12 protein-coding genes are annotated in these 12,945 nt (G+C 72.3%); 5 read left to right on the plus strand and 7 right to left on the minus strand.

All coding sequences use genetic code 11. The annotated features are described in order from the left end of the window. Positions 1–111: 111 nt before the first annotated feature. On the plus strand, positions 112–1,299 hold the full coding sequence (locus ABZ928_RS08850) for a beta-eliminating lyase-related protein (protein ID WP_361516252.1): 1,188 nt from the start codon (positions 112–114) through the stop codon (positions 1,297–1,299). On the opposite strand, the gene ABZ928_RS08855 is transcribed toward ABZ928_RS08850, so the two are convergent. Then, positions 1,289–1,516, minus strand: a complete 228-nt coding sequence (locus tag ABZ928_RS08855) for a hypothetical protein (protein WP_361516254.1) — start codon at positions 1,514–1,516, stop codon at positions 1,289–1,291. The genes ABZ928_RS08850 and ABZ928_RS08855 overlap by 11 nt on opposite strands. A gap of 168 nt (positions 1,517–1,684) precedes the next feature. Between ABZ928_RS08855 and ABZ928_RS08860 the strand changes: the two genes are divergently transcribed. Further along, positions 1,685–2,788, plus strand: a complete 1,104-nt coding sequence (locus ABZ928_RS08860; protein ID WP_361516256.1) for a DUF5937 family protein — start codon at positions 1,685–1,687, stop codon at positions 2,786–2,788. Positions 2,789–2,828: 40 nt separating this feature from the next. On the opposite strand, the gene ABZ928_RS08865 is transcribed toward ABZ928_RS08860, so the two are convergent. The 3 genes from ABZ928_RS08865 to ABZ928_RS08875 all read right to left on the minus strand — a co-directional run bounded on the left by ABZ928_RS08865 (position 2,829) and on the right by ABZ928_RS08875 (position 5,451). Continuing rightward, complete coding sequence (locus ABZ928_RS08865) at positions 2,829–3,461, minus strand: AAA family ATPase (protein WP_361516258.1); 633 nt, start codon at positions 3,459–3,461, stop codon at positions 2,829–2,831. A gap of 50 nt (positions 3,462–3,511) precedes the next feature. Further along, positions 3,512–4,183 carry a response regulator transcription factor gene (locus ABZ928_RS08870; protein ID WP_361516259.1) on the minus strand — a complete coding sequence of 224 codons (672 nt, stop codon included), beginning with the start codon at positions 4,181–4,183 and terminating at the stop codon, positions 3,512–3,514. Between the two features lie 68 nt (positions 4,184–4,251). Further along, a complete protein-coding gene (locus ABZ928_RS08875) occupies positions 4,252–5,451 on the minus strand; it encodes a sensor histidine kinase (protein ID WP_361516260.1) in 1,200 nt (399 codons plus the stop codon). Positions 5,452–5,569: 118 nt separating this feature from the next. On the opposite strand from ABZ928_RS08875, the gene ABZ928_RS08880 reads away from it, so the two are divergent. Continuing rightward, positions 5,570–6,796 (plus strand): SAM-dependent methyltransferase, encoded by a 1,227-nt coding sequence (locus ABZ928_RS08880; RefSeq protein WP_361516262.1) that lies wholly within the window; start codon positions 5,570–5,572, stop codon positions 6,794–6,796. Positions 6,797–6,824: 28 nt separating this feature from the next. Here the strand turns inward: ABZ928_RS08880 and ABZ928_RS08885 are convergent, their stop codons facing one another. Then, entirely contained in the window at positions 6,825–7,976 is a 1,152-nt protein-coding gene (locus ABZ928_RS08885; protein ID WP_361516263.1) for an NADH-quinone oxidoreductase subunit D, read from the minus strand. A 31-nt stretch (positions 7,977–8,007) separates the two neighbouring features. Here ABZ928_RS08885 and ABZ928_RS08890 point away from each other — a divergent pair, with 31 nt between their 5' ends. After that, complete coding sequence (locus ABZ928_RS08890) at positions 8,008–8,511, plus strand: PH domain-containing protein (protein ID WP_361516265.1); 504 nt, start codon at positions 8,008–8,010, stop codon at positions 8,509–8,511. Between the two features lie 14 nt (positions 8,512–8,525). Continuing rightward, complete coding sequence (locus ABZ928_RS08895) at positions 8,526–9,860, plus strand: PH domain-containing protein (RefSeq protein WP_361517594.1); 1,335 nt, start codon at positions 8,526–8,528, stop codon at positions 9,858–9,860. Positions 9,861–9,990: 130 nt separating this feature from the next. Here ABZ928_RS08895 and ABZ928_RS08900 read toward each other — a convergent pair whose 3' ends face one another. After that, positions 9,991–11,403 carry a hypothetical protein gene (locus ABZ928_RS08900; RefSeq protein WP_361516267.1) on the minus strand — a complete coding sequence of 471 codons (1,413 nt, stop codon included), beginning with the start codon at positions 11,401–11,403 and terminating at the stop codon, positions 9,991–9,993. Positions 11,404–11,593: 190 nt separating this feature from the next. Beyond that, positions 11,594–12,724 (minus strand): alpha/beta hydrolase-fold protein, encoded by a 1,131-nt coding sequence (locus ABZ928_RS08905; protein ID WP_361516269.1) that lies wholly within the window; start codon positions 12,722–12,724, stop codon positions 11,594–11,596. Positions 12,725–12,945 lie beyond the last annotated feature (221 nt).

Genomic DNA, 12,945 nt, shown 5'->3' on the forward strand with positions numbered 1-12,945 from the left:
GCGATTGGTTCGACGGGCATCCGGTTGTCCACAGGCTGTGGGTTGTCCCACGTCATGGGGGCGCGGAAATGCGGGTGCCCCCGGGAAGCGGGCCGGGGGATGATCCGGGGCATGAGCGATACGGCGGAGCAGGTTGCGGAGCAGGTCGAAGAGCGTTCGGCGGAGGAGCGGTTGCGGGAGCGGCGCCGGAACGCCGTACGGGCGGCGCGGCGGGTCCTGTGGCGCGGCGGACTCGCCCTCTCGGTCGGGCAGCGGCTCGCGGCGCTGGCGGAGGCCGCGCCCGAGGTCTACGACCTGGACGAGCCCGCGGACATCTACGGGAACGGGGTCGTGGCGGCCCTGGAGGACCGGGTGGCGGCCCTGCTCGGCAAGGAGGCCGCCGCGTTCTTCCCCACGGGCACGATGGCCCAGCAGGTCGCCCTGCGCTGCTGGGCGGCCCGCACCGGCAACCCGACGGTCGCGCTGCACGGCCTCGCCCACCCCGAACTCCACGAGCGGAACGCCTTCACCCAGGTCAGCGGTCTGCGCCCGGTACGCCTGACCAGCGAGCCCCGGCTGCCCACCGCCGACGAGGTACGCGACTTCGAGGAGCCCTACGGCGCGCTGATGCTGGAACTGCCCCTCAGGGACGCCGGTTTCGTCCTCCCCACCTGGGAGGAGCTCACCGAGCTCGTGGCGGCGGCGCGCGAGCGCGACGTGGTGGTGCATTTCGACGGCGCGCGCCTGTGGGAGACCACCGTCCGCTTCGGCCGCCCCCTGGACGAGATCGCGGACCTGGCCGACAGCGTCTACGTGTCGTTCTACAAGTCCCTCGAGGGCTTCGCCGGGGCGGCGCTCGCCGGCCCGAAGACGCTGGTGGAGGAGGCGAAGACCTGGCGCCACCGGTACGGCGGGACGGCCTTCCAGCAGTTCCCCACGGCCCTGTCGGCGCTCGTCGGCCTGGAGAGGGAACTGCCCAGGTTGCCGGAGTACGTCCGGCACGCGCGCGTGGTGGCCGCCGCGCTGCGCGAGGGGTTCGCCGAGACCGGCGTGGCCTGGGCGCGCGTGCACCCCGAGGAGCCGCACACCCACCAGTTCCAGGTCTGGCTGCCGTACGACCCCGACGTACTGATCGACGCGGCGGTGCGGCAGGTGGAGGAGACGGGGATCTATCTGTTCACCGGCTACTGGGAGCGCGGCGGGCCCGGCCTGGCCCTCACCGAGGTCACCGTCGGCGCCGCCGGCCTGGAGTGGACGGCCGACGACGTGAAGGCGGCGGTGGCGGACTTCGTGACCCGGCTGCCCGGCGTCAGCAGCTAGGACCTGTCCTGGGGCGCGGGTGCCGGTGCAGCCACCGGCCCAGGGTCTGCCGTATCCGTCCGTGGGCCGGTCGCCCGGCCACCACGGCCCGGAACTGCCGGTAGTCCCGCAGCTCGCGCACGACCTGCCAGTCGTGGGCGCCGGGCGCGGGCGGGGCGGGCTGGCCGAGGCGCTGGGCACGGTAGGTGTCGAGGAGGTACTGCTGGGTGAGGCTCATGGCGTATCGCCTTCTCGGGACGCTTGTCGATGGGTCGGGTCGATGGGTCGGGCTCCGCGGCTGCCCCGGTGGTTCCAGGTTGCGCCGGTGCGCGGCCGTCGTCGCGCCGATTGACGGCCGCCGTCAATCGGCGGGGGCGTTGTCAGTGGCGGGGTGCACCATGAGGTCATGAGCGTGCGCATCGACATCGCGGGGCTGCGGCCGGAGGGGGTCGCCGTCGTGCCCTCACCGCTGGCCGAGCTCGGCATGGCGCTGCACGCGCTGTCCGAGCCGGGGCACCATCCCGGTCTCCAGGGCTGGGTGACCGGCGTGACCGCCCGCCTCGACCCGCATCTGGCCGACCGGATGTGCGACGCGGACTTCCTGTGGCGGTCGACGTTCTCGGACCTGTTCCTGCCATACGCGGGCATCCCCGGCGGCACCGCCCTGCCGGGGGCCACGCTCGCCGAGGAACTGGACCTGCTGGACAAACTGACGGACCGGCAGTTCGTGGACGCGGCCCTGGAGTTCAGCTGCGCCCTGCCCTACGGCCGCGGACCCAGCCCGCTCGTCGACGCCGAGATGGGCCGGCTCTCCCTGGAGCTGGCCGCCGCGCGGGGGCCGCGCCAGGAGCGGTTCACCGAACTGCTGCTGACCGACCCGCCGAAGATCCGGGCCTGGCTGCGGCAGTTCCTCCAGGACTGCGACGAGGCGTTCTTCGCGGAGGCCTGGTCCCGGCTGCGCCACCAGCTCACGGCGGACGCCCGCCACAAGACCGACCTGGTGCGCCGCAAAGGTCTGGCCGAGGCGCTGGCCGCCGCGTCCCCGGCGATCACGCTCGACGAGGCCGCCGCCGAGATCACCGTCGACAAGCTGAGCGTGGGCCGTACGACGACGGGGGACGGCAACCTCCTCCTCGTGCCGACCAGCCTCGGCTGGCCCCATCTGGCCGTCCTGTACCGGCCGGGCTGGCAGCCGGTGGTGCACTACCCGGTCGGCTCCCCGGAGCTCGCGGCCCCGCCCTCCGTCGACCAGCTCGCCCTGCGGCTGACCGCGCTGTCCCACCCGGTCCGGATGCGGATCTGCCGCTATCTGGCCCGCAGCGCCCACACCACGAGCGAGCTGGCGCAGTCGCTCGGCATGACGGCCCCGGAGATATCCCGGCACCTGGGCGTCCTGAAGAAGGCGGACCTGATCACCACGCGCCGCCGCGGCCGGTACGTCCAGCACCAGCTGGACATAGCCGTCGTGGCGCGGCTGGGCAGCGACTTCCTGGAGGGCATCCTGCGCTGAGCGCGCCGGACGTCCAGCGCTGAGGCGCCAGGCATCCGGCTCAGTCGAACCGGATGTGCTTGACCCCGATCCGCGCCTGCCGCAGCCGTGTCCGCAGCGCGCCCTCCTTGTTGGGCCGCAGCGTCAGCCCGGCCAGGACGGCGATGCGGTCGGCCGTCTTCGGCACGGTCGAGTGGTCCGTCCACAGATGTTCGGCGAACTCGGGCTCGCTCAGCCGCTCCAGACAGTGGTCGAGTTGTCGCACGGCCCAGGTCTCGCGTCCCAGACCGGCGTTCTTCCCGCCGACGTACTGAAGGAGGTGCCCGAGGCCGCGCTCGCGCAGCCGCTTGATGACGGTCTCGCGCTGCGCGAGGAGCGTGAAGTGCCGTACGTCATGGCCGAGTTCGCCCAGCCGCCCCACGGTCTCCTCGAAATACCGGGAGTTCGTGACCGTCATGGGCGCGATGACCACGCCGTCGTGCTTGGCGAGGGCGAGGTCGAGCACCTCGACGACGCCCTGCCGCCACGCCGTCAGGTCCTGGAAGTCCCCGCGGAGTTCGGGCGGCAGCATGCGGCGCAGGCCGAAGCCCGCGTGCTCGGGGTCGCAGACCACGCTGCCCGGCAGACGGCGCTGGATCTCGTATGCCGTCTGCGTCTTGCCGCCCCCAAAGGGGCCGTTGATCCAGAGGAGCATGCGCAGACCCTAGTGGCCATCGGTTACACGGGAGTCACGGATGCCCCGGCTCAGCCGTGGCCGCCGGCCCGCACCAGCCCCGTCTCATAGGCGAGGACCACCACCTGCACCCGGTCCCGGAGCCCGAGCTTGGTCAGGATGCGGCCCACGTGGGTCTTCACGGTCGCCTCGGACAGGACGAGGCGGGCGGCGATCTCGCCGTTGGACAGGCCCTGGGCGACCAGCACCATGACCTCGCGCTCGCGGTCGGTGAGCCGCTCCAGCTCCTTGTGCTGGGGCTCCTTGCCGGTGCTCGGCAGCATCGGCGCGAACCGGTCGAGGAGACGGCGGGTGGTCGAGGGGGCCACCACCGCGTCGCCGCTGTGCACCGCGCGGATCGCGGCGAGGAGCTCGCCGGGCGGGACGTCCTTGAGCATGAAGCCGGACGCGCCCGCCTTCAGCCCGGAGAAGGCGTACTCGTCGAGGTCGAAGGTGGTCAGGATCAGCACCTTCGGCGGGTTGTCGTCCTGGCAGATGCGGCGGGTGGTCTCCACACCGTCGAGCTTCGGCATGCGCACGTCCATCAGCACCACGTCGACGGTCGTGGCCCGCAGCACCTGGAGGGCCTCGACGCCGTCGCCCGCCTCCGCGACGACCTCCATGTCCGGCTGGGCGGCGAGCACCATCCGGAACCCGGTGCGCAGCAGCACCTGGTCGTCGACGAGCATCACGCGGATCGTCATCGGGTCCTCTTCTTCCGGGTTACGGATTCTTCCGTCTTACAGGTGTCAACAGGGGGCGTGCGTCGGCGTCAATGCGCCGGTTTGAGCGGGAGCAGCGCGCTGATACGGAACCCTCCGCCGGGACGCGGTCCCGCGTCCAGGGTGCCGCCGACCATGCCGACCCGCTCGCGCATGCCGATCAGGCCGTGGCCCTGGCCGTCGGTGCCGCCCTCCTCGTACAGCTCGTGCGGGGCGCCCTTGCCGTCGTCCTCGACGAGCAGGCCGAGGCCGTCGTCGAAGTAGACCAGGCGCACGCTGGCGCCCGCGTTCGGCCCGCCGTGCTTACGGGTGTTGGTGAGCGCCTCCTGCACGATCCGGTACGCCGTGAGCTCGACGCCGCTGGGCAGCGGGCGCGGGGTGCCCTCCACCTTGAAGTCGACCGGCAGCCCGGAGGTGCGGCACTGCTCGACGAGGTCGTCGATCTGCTCGACGTCGGGCTGCGGGACGTACTCGCCGACCTCCTGGTGCTCGCCGGTGCGCAGCACGCCCAGCAGGCGGCGCATCTCGGCGAGGGCCTGGCGGCCGGTGGAGGAGATCGTCTCCAGGGCCTTCTTCGCCTGGTCGGGCGCGGCGTCGAGGACGTAGGCGGCGCCGTCGGCCTGCACCACCATCACCGACACGTTGTGCGCGACCACGTCATGGAGCTCGCGCGCGATACGGGCGCGTTCGGCGGCCACCGCGACCTTCGCCTGCGCCTCGCGCTCCTTCTCGAGCCGGCTCGCGCGCTCCTCCAGCTGCGCGAAGTAGGCGCGGCGGGTGCGGATCGAGTCGCCGAGCACCCAGGCGAGCGCGAACGGCACCGTCAGGAAGATCGCCTTCGCGACGTTGCCCACCGCGCTGCCGTCCAGCGGCCAGCGCGTCTGCGCCATCGGCGCCGCGCACAGCCCGACGGCAAGGGCGAGCCGGGAGGACCAGCGGGTTCCGGTCGCGGCCACCGTGTAGACGATCACCAGCATCGCGAAGTCGGCGGCCATCGTCTGGACGTTCAGCACCAGCTGCGCCAGTCCGATCCCGACCGACAGCAGCAGCATCTTCTCCGGCAGCCGCCGGCGCAGCGCGATCACCAGGCACAGCAGGAACGTGATCGGAACGATCAGCGCCGGCGAATCGGTGCCCCGCTCCGCCGAACTGGCGGTTCCGCTCAGCAGCGAGATCCCGAACAGGAAGACGGCCCAGAAGGTGTCGACCCCGGTCGGGTGTCTGCGGAGGAAGTCATAGAGGCGCTGCACGTAACCCAGCGTAGGGAAGCGTGAAGCGTGCGGGGGTCAACCGGAGGACCGATCCATGCGCCCCCCGCATACTCCCCAAGGTGGAGGCTCCGTTCCTCTGTACGCCTAACCTGACGGCGTGACGGACGAGACAGCGGACGAGTGGCGCGGCTGGCGGGAGGCCACGGAGGCCGCCCTGTACGGGCCCGAGGGCTTCTACCGCCGCCCGGAGGGGCCGGCCGGTCACTTCCGTACGTCCGTGCACGCCTCACCGCTCTTCGCCGAGGCCGTGGCCCGGCTGCTCTGCCGGGTCGACGAGGCCCTGGACCGGCCCGCGACGCTCGACTTCGTCGACATGGCCGCGGGCCGGGGCGAGCTGGTCACCGGGGTCCTCGCCGCGCTCCCCGCCGACGTGGCCGCCCGCACGCGCGCGTACGCCGTCGAACTCGCCGACCGCCCGCCCGGCCTCGACCACCGGATCGAGTGGCTCACCGAGCCCCCGCGCGGGATCACCGGACTGCTGTTCGCCAACGAGTGGCTCGACAACGTGCCCGTGGAGGTCGCCGAGACCGACTCCTCGGGTGTGGCCCGCCGGGTGCTCGTACGACGTGACGGTGCCGAACGCCTCGGGGAACCCTTCTCCGGTGCGGAGGCGACGTGGCTCGCGCGGTGGTGGCCGCTGCCGGCCGAGGAGGGGCTGCGCGCGGAGGTAGGCCTGCCCCGCGACGAGGCCTGGGCCGCCGCGGTCGCCGCGGTCGGCCGGGGGCTCGCGGTCGCCGTCGACTACGCGCACACAGCCGACACACGCCCCCTGTTCGGGACCCTCACCGGCTTCCGCGCGGGCCGCGAGACTCCACCCGTCCCGGACGGCTCGTGCGACATCACGGCACACGTAGCCCTGGACGCATGCGCCGCGCACGCCCTCCACGCGCACGCCGAGCGCACGCGCCCTGGTCCCGCGCCCGCCGAGATCATGCGCGCCGGAGCCACAGGCGACGAACCCGCGCATGCTCGACCCTCGCGCGCCGGAGCGACGGGGGGCGAGCCTGCGCATACCGAGCCCTCTCGCGCCGGAGCGACGAGTTCAGAGCCCGCGCACTACAGATCCGCAGGCGCCGGAGCCGCGCCCCCCACACCCGCGCGCCCCCTGCCCGAGGGGCGCGTGCTGACGCAGCGCGCCGCTCTGCGCGCCTTGGGCGTCGCAGGCGCACGCCCCCCGCTCGCACTCGCGACCACACAACCCGCCGCCTACGTACGCGCCCTCGCGAGCGCCGGTGAGGCCGCCGAGCTCACCGCCCCCGGCGGCCTCGGCGACTTCGGCTGGCTGCTCCAGCCGGTCGGGATCCCGGACGTGCTGGAAGGCTGACCGCCCACCGACACTGCTCCCGCCCGCGCTACTTGTCGATGTCCCCGACCACGAAGAACAGCGACCCCAGGATCGCCACCATGTCCGCGACCAGCGTGCCCGGGAGCAGTTCCACGAGGGCCTGGATGTTGTTGTACGAGGCCGAGCGGAGCTTGAGGCGGTACGGGGTCTTCTCGCCCTTGCTGACGAGGTAGTAGCCGTTGATGCCGAGCGGGTTCTCGGTCCACGCGTACGTGTGGCCCTCGGGCGCCTTCAGGACCTTGGGGAGGCGCTGGTTGATGGGGCCGGGCTCCAGTTCGGCGAGCCGGTCGAGGCAGGCGTCGGCGAGGTCGAGGGCGTTGTGGGTCTGCTCCAGGAGGACCTCGAAGCGGGCGAGGCAGTCGCCCTCCTCGCGGGTCACGACCTTCAGGGTGTCCTGGAGCTCGCCGTACGCGAGGTAGGGCTCGTCGCGACGCAGGTCGAAGTCGACGCCGGAGGCGCGCGCGATGGGCCCGCTCACGCCGTACGCGTGCACGGTCTGCGGCGCGAGGGCGCCCACGCCCCGCGTACGCCCCCGGAAGATCTCGTTGCCGAGCACCAGGTCGTCGTACACGTCCATGCGCGAGCGCACGGCGGCGACGGCGGCACGCGCGCGTGCGGTCCAGCCGGCCGGGAGGTCCTCCTTGAGGCCGCCGACGCGGTTGAACATGTAGTGCATGCGTCCGCCGGAGACCTCCTCCATGACGTTCTGGAGGACCTCGCGCTCCCGGAACGCGTAGAAGACCGGCGTGATGCCGCCGAGCTCCAGCGGGTACGAGCCGAGGAACATCAGGTGGTTGAGCACCCGATTGAGTTCCGCGAGCAGCGTGCGCGTCCACACCGCGCGCGTGGGGACCTCCATGCCGAGCATGCGCTCGACGGCGAGGACCACGCCCAGCTCGTTGGAGAAGGCCGACAGCCAGTCGTGGCGGTTGGCGAGCATGATGATCTGGCGGTAGTCGCGCGCCTCGAAGAGCTTCTCCGCGCCGCGGTGCATATAGCCGATCACCGGCTCCGCGTGCTGGATCCGCTCGCCGTCCAGGACGAGCCTGAGGCGCAGCACACCGTGCGTCGACGGGTGCTGGGGCCCGATGTTGAGCACCATGTCGGTGCTCTCCGCGGCACCGCCGATGCCGACCGTGGTCTCCGACGTAGGAGTCATGGACACAGTCTCTCCTACGTACGCTGGCCGTATGGAGACGGGGAGCGGGCGGGACACGGAGATGACCGAGGGCGAGCCGGTGTGGAACGGCCTGCCGCCGGGGCTGCTGCGGATGCGGCGGCTGTTGCTGGTGGTGTGGCTGGGGCTGCTGGCCGTGGCGGTCGGTCTGCTGCTGAACCTGCTCGCGGGACCCGCGTGGGCGGCGTTCGCGCTGCTGCCGCTCGTCCTCATGGCGTGGGGCTGGGTGATGCTCGGCCGCAACTGGCGTTCGTGGCGGTACGCCGAGCGCTCCGACGACCTGCTGATCAGCCGGGGCGTCCTGTGGCGCGAGGAGACCGTCGTGCCGTACGGGCGGATGCAGCTGGTCGAGGTCACCTCGGGGCCCGTGGAGCGGCACTTCGGGCTGGCCAGCGTCCAGCTGCACACGGCGGCCGCGGCGACCGACGCGACCATCCCCGGCCTCGACCCGGCCGAGGCCGAGCGGCTGCGCGACCGGCTCACCGAACTCGGCGAGGCCCGATCGGCGGGCCTGTGACAGCGCCCGAGCCTGTGACAGCGCCGGGCGTCGACGACGCCGTACGGGAGAAGCCGCCCGTGACCGAGCGGCGGCTGCATCCCGTGACGCCGCTCCGGCGGGCGTGGGCGCCCGTCACCGTGCTCATCGGGTGGGCGGTGCACGACCCCGACCAGGCGCAGCGCCAGCTGACCCGGGCGACGCCGACGGTCCTGCTGATCGCGCTCGCCGTGCTCGTCCCGGCCGCCGCCCTCTACGGCTTCCTCACCTGGTGGTCCACGCACTTCGCGGTGACCGAGTCCGAACTGCGCATCCGTACCGGGCTGGTGTTCCGGCGCACCGCGCACATCCGGCTGGAGCGCATCCAGGCGATCGACGTCACTCAGCCGCTCCTCGCGCGCGTGGCGGGCGTCGCCAAGCTGAAGCTCGACGTCATCGGCACGGACAAGAAGGACGAGCTGGCCTTCCTGGGGGAGCGCGAGGCGCGTGCGCTGCGCGCGGAACTCCTCGCGCGCGCCGCCGGGTTCGCGCCCGAGACGGCGCACGAAGTCGGCGAGGCTCCGGCTCGCGAGCTGCTGCGCACGCCCCCACGTGACCTCGCGATCGCCCTCGTGCTCACGGGCGCCACCTGGGGCACCCTGGCCGCCGCCCTCGTCGTACCGCCCTTCCTGTGGTTCGCCACCCACAGCCTGTGGACGGTCCTCGCGACCGGCGTACCGCTGCTCGGCGCGGCGGGCGCGAGCAGCGTGGGGCGGTTCGTCGGCGAGTACGACTGGACCGTGGGCGACTCGCCCGACGGACTGCGCATCGACCACGGGCTCCTGGACCGCACCCACGAGACGGTGCCGCCGGGGCGCGTGCAGACCGTACGGATCGTGGAGCCGCTGCTGTGGCGGCGGCGCGGCTGGGTGCGGGTCGAGCTGGACGTGGCCGGGTCGTCCAACTCCGTGCTGGTGCCGGTCGCTCCGCGCGAGGTCGCCGAGGCGGTCGTCGCGCGCGTGCTGCCCGGTGTGACGGTGCCGCCCCTGTCGTCGCTGTCGCGGCCCCCGCGGCGGGCCGGCCGCTGCGTGCCGCTGTGGTGGCGGGGCCACGGACTCGCCGTCACCGACGCGGTGTTCGCGGCCCGGCGGGGCCTCCTGCGACGCAGCCTCGCCCTGGTCCCGCACGCCAAGGTCCAGAGCGTACGGCTCGCCCAGGGGCCCTGGCAGCGCCTGTGGCGGCTCGCGGACGTCCATGTGGACACGGGGGCCGACAAGACCGTCACGGCCCGTCTGCGGGACGCTGAGGAGGCCGCGGAGCTGTTGCGGGGCCAGGCGGAGAGGTCACGGACGGGGCGCAGGGACGCGCGGCCGGACCGGTGGATGGCCTGAGCCGGTGCGCGCGGGGTACGCGCCCCGCCCCGCCACAGAAGCCGTAGAAGCCGTAGAAGCCGTAGAAGCCGTGAAACACGAAACCGCGCGGCCCCCTCGGGAGTCCGCGCGGTTCTCGTCGCCGTATCGGTCAGGAAACCGCGCTCCGCAGCCCCTGCACATCGATCTGCTCGGTCTCGTCGTGCGCCGTCAGGTCGATGACCTGGCCGATGCCCCGGGCATGCTCGTCCACGGGCTTGAACTCCGACTCGGACTCGGCCTTGTGGAGGGCGAGCGCCTCCTGGCCGACCACGTCGGCCAGGTCCTCGTTCTGCACGGCCTCCAGCGCGGCGGACGCCTTCTGCGTGCCGAAGAAGTCGAAGCCGCCCTCGACGGCCGGGCGCCGCACGGGCGCGGCCGGTACGACGGCCACCGCGGTCGGCGCGACGAAGTGCCCGGAGGGCTGCTGCACGGGCTGGGCCGACTTGGCCGTCTTGGCCGACGTGGAGGTCTTGGCCGGCGTGGTGGTGACGGCGGCCGCGCGCGAATGCCCGTCGACCGCCACGGGCTGCCCCTGTGCCTCGTCCTCCTTCGCGGCCTCCGCCCCGGAGTCCCCGGGAGCGGACGTCACGACCTCCGCGGCGACCGGACCGGCCTGCGCGGGGATGTCCTTCGCGGGACGGTCGCCCTTCGGACCACCGTCACCGTCCGGGGAGCCGTCCCCCTTGGGCGAACCGTCGTCCTTCGAGGCCTCGCCCTTGGCCGACTCGCCCTTGGCCGGCTCGTCCTTGACCGACTCGCTCTTGGCCGCCTCGTCGTCGGGAGCCTCGTCCTTGGGAGCCGCCTGGCCGTTCCCATCGAACTTCGAGAGCGCCACCTTCGCCCGCAGGAACAGCTGGGAACCCTCGGGCGAGAAGATCGCGGGCGTCTCCGGCTTCTCGTCGTCCGCCTCGACGCCCTCCACCGACTCGACCGCCTCGGCCGATGCGACCGCCCCGGCCTCCTCGGCACCGTCCACCGCGTCGTCCTCGGCCGGTGCAGCCACAGCATCGGCCTCGTCGACTTCGGCGGCGGACGACGGCACCGGCGGCAGCGCCCGCGCCGGGGCCGTGGCCTCTATCTCCAGCAGCCGGCGGCCCTCCAGGGCGCTCGCCCGCTCGGTCTCCGCGGTCGCGTACCGCCGCAGCAGGGCCGCGTGTTCGTTGCGCAGCCCCGCCAGCTCCGTACGCTTCGCCCGCAGCCGCTGCTCCAGCTTGGCGCGCAGCTCGCGCGACTCCTCGAGGTCGGTCTCCAGTTCGGCGACGCGTTCCTCGTGGCGCCACTCGTCGCTCGCACGCGCGCGTACGAGGTCGGCGACCTGCTTGCCGGCCTGTGCGTCCCAACGGCGCATGACAGCCGCGCCGACGACCGCCGCGGCCGCGGCGCTCGCGGCGATGACGCGCAGCACGGCCGTCTGCGAGAACACCCAGGGGCCGAAGGCGCAGACGAGGGAGACACCTGCGATCGCCGAGGGGGGCAGCAGCCTGTGCAAGGGCGGGGAATGGCGGTGACGTCCACGTGGCATGGCCAGAAACTTACCGCGCGTAGCCCATTCGTGGTGCCCCGGCCCGTAAAAACACAGCCATCCCGCAGCCTTCACATGACATCAGGAATCAGACCCGCCACCGAATTCGACAAGAGCCACCCGATCCGCAAGATCATTTCTGGCCGGAGGGCCGCCTCGGAACCACCCCGGAACTACCCCGGAAGCCCTCTCAACGGTCGCTCAGCCGCCCGCTGATCCACTGGAGCGTCGCCGGAATCTCCCGCCGCCAGGTGTTGAAGTTGTGACCTCCGCTTTCGAGGATGATCGACGAGATGCGGGTCGTTTCCGTCGCCTTCACCCGGTCTATGAACTTCAGCGTGTTCTTGTAGTTCGACTCACCGACCTTGCTGCTGCTGACGAGCAGTGAAGTGTCGGGCGCGGGCATGTGCTTGAGGTACCAGAACAGGTCGGCTCGATCACGCAGCCCCTTGTCGCCCTGGAAGAGATCGCCGGTGGTGGGGTCGATGGGCGCGTTGTAGTACGGCGAGAGGCCCGCGGCCGCCGCGTACACCTCGGGATGGTGCATCGCGAGCTTCAGCGCGCAATAGCCGCCCGTGGAGTCGCCGATGATGCCCCAGCTGCCCGGCTTCCTGCCCACCCTGTAGTGCGCGAGTACGGCGTCGGGCAGGTCCTTGGCGAAGAACGACTCCGTCTGGGGTCCGTTCGGAATGTCGACGCACTCCGTGTCCCGCGGCGGCGCCACGGTCGGCCGCATCATCACCAGGATCATCGGCTGCATACGGCCGTCCTTGGCGAGGTCCAACGCCGTGCTCGGGTAGTGGAGTTTGTCGACCAGCGCCTGCGCGGTGCCCGGATATCCGGTGAGGACGACGGCCGCGGGAAACGTGCGCGTGCGGTACTGCGGCTGGAAGTACTCCGGCGGCAGATAGACGAACGCGGACGTGGCGATGTGTGTCGTACGGCCGACTATGTCGACCTTCTGGATCTGCCCGCCGTGCTGCGGACGCGCGGCGCTGCCCGCCTCCTTCACCCGCCGGATGTCCGTCACCTGGAGCGGGCCGCCCGAGCCGCCGTTGGCCGTGTGGTCGACGACCACCCCCTGCTCGTCCTCCTGCCCGAACAGGTCGGCCCAGCTGGCGTAGAACCCGAAGGCCTGGTTGGCGGCGAGTCCGATGGCCGCGAACAGCGCCAGCTGGGTCGCGAGCAGCAGCCCCACCCGTCCGCTGACGGCCCGCCAGGTGCGCCGTGACAGCCGTGGCCACAGCCACACCGTGCCGACGAACAGCAGCACCCCCGCCGCGACCGCCAGCACCAGCACGTTGTTGCTCGTGAGACCCATGGTTTGTTTCCTGCCTGCACTTTCTCCCCGTGCCGGACCGCCTCCCGCGGATCTTCGCGAGCGCTTGTCCGGCCCTTTCCCCGGCCTTTGAACCGGCTTTGAGGAAGTGAGTGAACCTCTCCCCCTGAGACACCGTCCTAGAGGGCGCAATGTCGCCGGACGCCCGATTCGGGCCCGGATCCAAGGTCTCTCGCAGAACTACGGGATGCGATGTCTGTCAG

Source organism: Streptomyces sp. NPDC046909, from assembly GCF_040644695.1.
In the GTDB taxonomy this organism is placed as follows: domain Bacteria; phylum Actinomycetota; class Actinomycetes; order Streptomycetales; family Streptomycetaceae; genus Streptomyces.